Source organism: Bacillus sp. 05T31, from assembly GCF_056396725.1.
The window spans coordinates 1-5,189 of sequence record NZ_JBFTMA010000485.1 but is presented as its reverse complement, the minus strand read 5'-3'; the positions used below and the strand labels follow the sequence as shown (position 1 = coordinate 5,189).

Here is a 5,189-nt window from a genome sequence, read left to right as displayed (position 1 = left end):
TGTAATCCCTCCCTTTATTTTTTATATACCATTCTCCAAAAAATGCAATTCACCTTTTTTCATCCAACCCGCTTAATGGAATAAACGAGAACATCCATCTCATGAAATGAAGTTGTTTTCTCATAACTAAGCCCTGTTTTTCTAGCAACAAATATTGAAGCTGGGTGGTTCGGATTAATAAGTGAAATTAATTTATTCATTTGTAATGCTTGAAAACCATAGTCTCGAAATGCCGCCGCAGCCTCTTTCGCATACCCTTTCCCCCAATACTTAGGAAGTAGCCAATAGCCAATCTCAATTTCCTCTTTTCCATCTACCTTCTGCTTGACAAGTCCTGCATGACCAATTCTTATCCCTGTTTCCTTTTCAATCATTACAAATAAACCGAGACCGTTTTTATAATTTGGAAGTACCCTCTCCTCCAAACTTTTTTTACATTGCATAAATGTTTTTAACGTTCCATTTCCAATATAGCGCATTACCTTCTCATCCCCCCATAAAGAAGCATAAAATGGTAAATCATCCATTGTATATTTGCGAAATTGTAAGCGATCTGTATGGAACACTCTTTTATTCACTCCCATCATTTTGAACCTCATTACATAACAACATATTTCAAACTACGTAAGTGTTGAATAATTCATATCAAGAAATTTATCAAAAAGAAAGAAAATTCAATCTTACAAAAGTGTATTATATCAAAAAAAAGCAGTAGACAAAAGAGTGTCTACTGCATCCATATCATAACTAGTATAAAGAAAACTACAATTGAGGGGGTGTAGGATTTTCAAATATACTAGATACTTATCCCGTTCTAACGGGCGGTAAACCTTCCAATCYTTTGAGTGGAARGTTTACCGCACATAAGAACTTTGCGGTCATTAAGAAAGCACTGTTAAGTACTCAAATACACGCTGAGCTTTTTCTCCACCCATTCGTGCATGTTGAAGAAGAGAGATGCCATGTGGGCCAGATGCACGTAATGCTTCTGGTTGTGCTACTAAAATGGCTTGTACGACTTCAAGTTCACCCAGCATAGCTGCTGCAAAAATATCCATCCGAGCTCCCTTTTCCAGTAAATAAAGAGCAATATCTTTACGGCCTACATGGGCCGCTGCTCCTAAGGCACTTTCCCAATCTGAGCCACCCCAATTATAAGAAGCATGAAGTAAGCTTGGTGATTCGGCCAAAAGCTCCTGTACTCTTTCTAGATCTCCGTGAGCTGCCATAACAAATTCCCTTACTAACTCAGTGGTAATACGCTCTTCTATTTGCATCTCTCTTCTCCCTTTTCACAAATTCGTTTCGGTGTAAAAAATGGCTTGTCACTCCCTTGGAATATATCAACTTCAATTCCAAATACACGCTGAAACATTTGATGACATAGTACTTCTTCTGGTACGCCATCATACTGAATCTTCCCTTGTTTTAATACGAGTAAACGATCGCTATATTGAGCCGCTTGATTAATATCATGTAAAACCATTACAATCGTCATACCAAACTCTTCGTTTAATCGTTTAACAAGTTCCATTACTTCTAACTGATGAACGATATCYAAAAAGGTTGTTGGTTCATCTARYARTAAGACATTTGTRCGTTGTGCAAGCGTCATTGCAATCCAAGCACGTTGCCTTTCTCCTCCTGATAAGGATTGTAAAAGACGATATTCATACCCTTCAAGCTTTGTAACAGACAATGCCCAATCAACAATTTCTTCATCTTCTTTATTTAAGCGACTACTCCATGATTTATGAGGACCTCTTCCGAACTCTATTAGTTCTTTCACTGTTAAATCTAATTGATGATCGTGCATTTGTGGTAACATCGCTAATTGCTTCGCTACATCTGCACTCTTCATCGTATAAATATTTTCCCCATCTAAAATGATGTCTCCTTCGCTTTGTTTAAGTAGCCGTGCTATTAAACGAAGCAAAGTAGATTTCCCCGATCCATTCGGACCGATTAAACTAACGATTTCTCCAGCTTTAATATGTACATTCATATTTTGCATTTGAAATCTTTCAGAATGTGCGTAAAACACTTTGTTAACGGAAATCACGTTGTTTTCCTCCTCTATGGATTAAATATAAGAAGAACGGACCACCTAAGAAGGACAATAAAATACCAACAGGCAATTCGATTGGATCGAACCAACTTCGAGCTATCGCATCCGCAAAAACAAGTAATATCCCACCGCCAAGGCATGATAATGGCAGTAAATATTTATAGTCATTTCCAACTAATAAACGTAACATATGCGGTACAACAAGACCGACAAATCCAATAAGACCAGAAACACTAACTGCTATTCCAGCTAACATTGTACTTACTACTATTAAATAAAACCGACTTCTTTCCACGTTATATCCTAATAGTTTTGCCATTTCATCCCCAAGCATTAATACTCGAATATGTTTAATACCGAAGAAAGCTAATATAATAGCGAATATCGCATAGTAAATAATCATATTTAAATGTGCCCAACTAACACCACCAATACCACCAGCTAACCACGGTAAAACTGATTGTACTTTGTCGCTATGTAATAACATTAGCGCTGAAGTCGCTGCACCAATTAAGGCGTTTATTGAAACACCTACTAATACAATTCGTGAAGGTGGCGCCCCCTTTTGCCATGATAGTGCGTAAATGACCATTGCTGTAATAAAAGCTCCTAAAAACGCTCCTAGTGGCAAGAATGCCATATGTTGAGGAAATAAAATCATGATTATAATTGCTACAAGACCTGCTCCTGATGAAACTCCGATAATTCCAGGATCTGCAAGAGGATTTCTCATAACCCCTTGCAATAATGCTCCTGATGCAGCTAAACACGTTCCTACTATAAAACCAACGAGCACTCTCGGTATACGAAGATCCCATACAATTCGATGAACTGTCGAACCTTCATCTTGTATACCTTCTATAATGYCTCGTAAAGAAAAAGATAAGCTCCCTGCAAAAAGGCCATAAAAAAGACCTAGAACAGTTAATACGACTAAAGTAACTGTTATTATCCACCTTTTTCTCGCAAAAGGATGTTCCTTTTCTCTTACTATTTCACTACTCTCCATACTTATCATTTCCTTACATCTTGTATATAGAGATGTTGGTAATGCYGCTAAATAAGTGCCTGGTGCTCCATAAACTAGCAACGCTTTAACGTCACTCTTTTTCTCATATTTCTTCATTTGATCATTAATTTTTTGGTTAAGCTCTTTTGCTTTATCTTCTTTCTTCATTACTGTTCCATACATTTCAATACCCTTTTGAATATCTTTTACAGAGTTGGCTGAAGAAATGATTACTTTTGTTCCTTGTCCTTCGACCGTTGGAATGTTCTTTTGGAATCCATTGTTAGCAACAAGTACATCCGGTTTTAAACTAGCAATTTGCTCAAAATTCGGTTGATGTGCATTCCCGATTACTTGTGCTTTCTTTAATTCCTCTGGGAGAGTTAATTTTGTATCAGGACGACCTACTATTTTCCCACCTAAAGCATGAATAATATCCATGTCTCCCATACTCAACGTAGCAAAACTTTCAGGAACTTTATTGAATGTTATCTTTCTGTCTGAGAGATCGGTAATTTCGATTTTGTCTGTTCCTTTGTCTGTTTTTGTTGCGGATGCTTTTTCGTTTTCTTTTGCACTGCAACCTATTAATAAGAAAAAAATAGATAAGATCGCTGTGAACAGCGTAATAGATTTGTTCATTCTTTCACCTCTAATTGATAATAATAATCATTAACTACTATTCTACTTTAATTGATAAGGATTATCATTGTCAATATGAAACGCATACATTTTCTACAAAAATGAAAAAACGCTACAAAAAGATTTCTTCTTTTCGTAGCGCCCTATTTAACAATTTTCTTCATATTCGCTCTCCTCTAATTGATCACGCATCGTTCTAACACGCTTAAAGAAGAAAAAAGCAAGAACTAAAAATACAATAATACTCCCCATCATAACAAAAGACTGTACCATACTTTTTATTCCACTTGGAATTAATAAACCGATCATTAAAAACGTACTTATAGCTAAAAGTACTTGTGCAAACCGGGTATAATCTGCTATTTTTTCTTGTAATTCTTTCATCTGCTTATCACTCCCATCCTCACTTTATCACATTCTATCAAGCTTAAAGACAAGTAAATAGAACCAATCTGGGAGATGTTTTCCAAAGTAAAAAAGAGCCGCTTACTCGCGGCTCTTTTTTATCTATTATACGCCTTTATATGCTTCCATATAGATTTCTTTGAGCTCTGAAATGAGCGGTAATTTTGGATTAGCTGTTGTACATTGATCTTCAAAAGCTCTTTCTGCTAATAATCCAACAMCCCCTTCAAATTGGTCTTTAGCAACTCCTTGTCCTGCAATACTCATATTTATATTTAAGCTTTTTCCAAGCTCAATAATTGCTTGGACGAGTGATTCCACACCTTCCGCTGTTGAGCTTGCTGGAAGCCCGAGCATTCTCGCAATATGTGCATAGCGTACATCAGCCACAAAGTGCTCATATTTTGGGAACAATGCGTGTTTTCTTGGCTTAATAGCATTATAGCGAACTACGTGCGGCATAAGAATTGCATTCGCACGTCCATGCGGAATATGGAATTCCGGTCCAATTTTATGTGCTAAACTATGATTAATACCTAGGAAAGCATTTGCAAATGCCATCCCTGCGATTGCGGAAGCATTATGCATTTTTTCTCGTGCTTCTTCATCATTTCCATTTTTATATGCTCTCGGTAAATATTTAAATACGAGATCAATTGCTTTTAATGCTAAACCATCAGTATAGTCATTTGCCAGAACAGACACATACGCTTCAATTGCATGTGTTAATACGTCCATACCAGTATCTGCCGTCACATGAGGTGGTACTGTCATTACAAATTGCGGATCAACAATCGCTACATCTGGTGTTAATTCATAATCCGCAAGCGGGTATTTAATATTATTTTTCTTATCTGTAATAACCGCAAATGGCGTCACTTCTGATCCCGTCCCTGATGTTGTTGGAATGGCAACAAATTGTGCTTTATTTCCCAAGTTCGGATACTTACATGTACGTTTTCTTATATCTAAAAACTTCTGTTTTATTCCATAGAATGTCGTTTCTGGGTGCTCATAGAATAGCCACATCCCTTTTGCTGCATCCATAGCTGAACCGCCACCAAG

At 36.9% G+C, this 5,189-nt stretch carries 6 protein-coding genes and 1 pseudogene; all 7 read right to left on the bottom strand.

Annotated elements, in window-relative coordinates:
- Nucleotides 1-59 precede the first annotated feature (59 nt).
- Nucleotides 60-587, bottom strand: a complete 528-nt coding sequence (locus tag AC1DJR_RS22505) for a GNAT family N-acetyltransferase (RefSeq protein ID WP_002015253.1) — start codon at nt 585-587, stop codon at nt 60-62.
- A 294-nt stretch (nt 588-881) separates the two neighbouring features.
- Complete coding sequence (locus AC1DJR_RS22500) at nt 882-1,277, bottom strand: ankyrin repeat domain-containing protein (protein ID WP_410589032.1); 396 nt, start codon at nt 1,275-1,277, stop codon at nt 882-884.
- On the bottom strand, nt 1,268-2,062 hold the full coding sequence (locus AC1DJR_RS22495) for an ABC transporter ATP-binding protein (protein WP_410589034.1): 795 nt from the start codon (nt 2,060-2,062) through the stop codon (nt 1,268-1,270). The genes AC1DJR_RS22500 and AC1DJR_RS22495 overlap by 10 nt, the downstream gene beginning before the upstream one ends.
- Nucleotides 2,049-3,077, bottom strand: a complete 1,029-nt coding sequence (locus AC1DJR_RS22490; RefSeq protein ID WP_477003542.1) for a FecCD family ABC transporter permease — start codon at nt 3,075-3,077, stop codon at nt 2,049-2,051. The genes AC1DJR_RS22495 and AC1DJR_RS22490 overlap by 14 nt, the downstream gene beginning before the upstream one ends.
- A 27-nt stretch (nt 3,078-3,104) precedes the next feature.
- Nucleotides 3,105-3,719 (bottom strand): annotated as a pseudogene (locus AC1DJR_RS22485) (ABC transporter substrate-binding protein); the annotation flags it as partial.
- A 147-nt stretch (nt 3,720-3,866) separates the two neighbouring features.
- Nucleotides 3,867-4,103 carry a YrhC family protein gene (locus AC1DJR_RS22480; RefSeq protein WP_002034123.1) on the bottom strand — a complete coding sequence of 79 codons (237 nt, stop codon included), beginning with the start codon at nt 4,101-4,103 and terminating at the stop codon, nt 3,867-3,869.
- Nucleotides 4,104-4,229: 126 nt separating this feature from the next.
- The coding region (locus tag AC1DJR_RS22475; RefSeq protein WP_477003541.1) for an iron-containing alcohol dehydrogenase at nt 4,230-5,189 on the bottom strand (960 nt) is incomplete at its 5' end.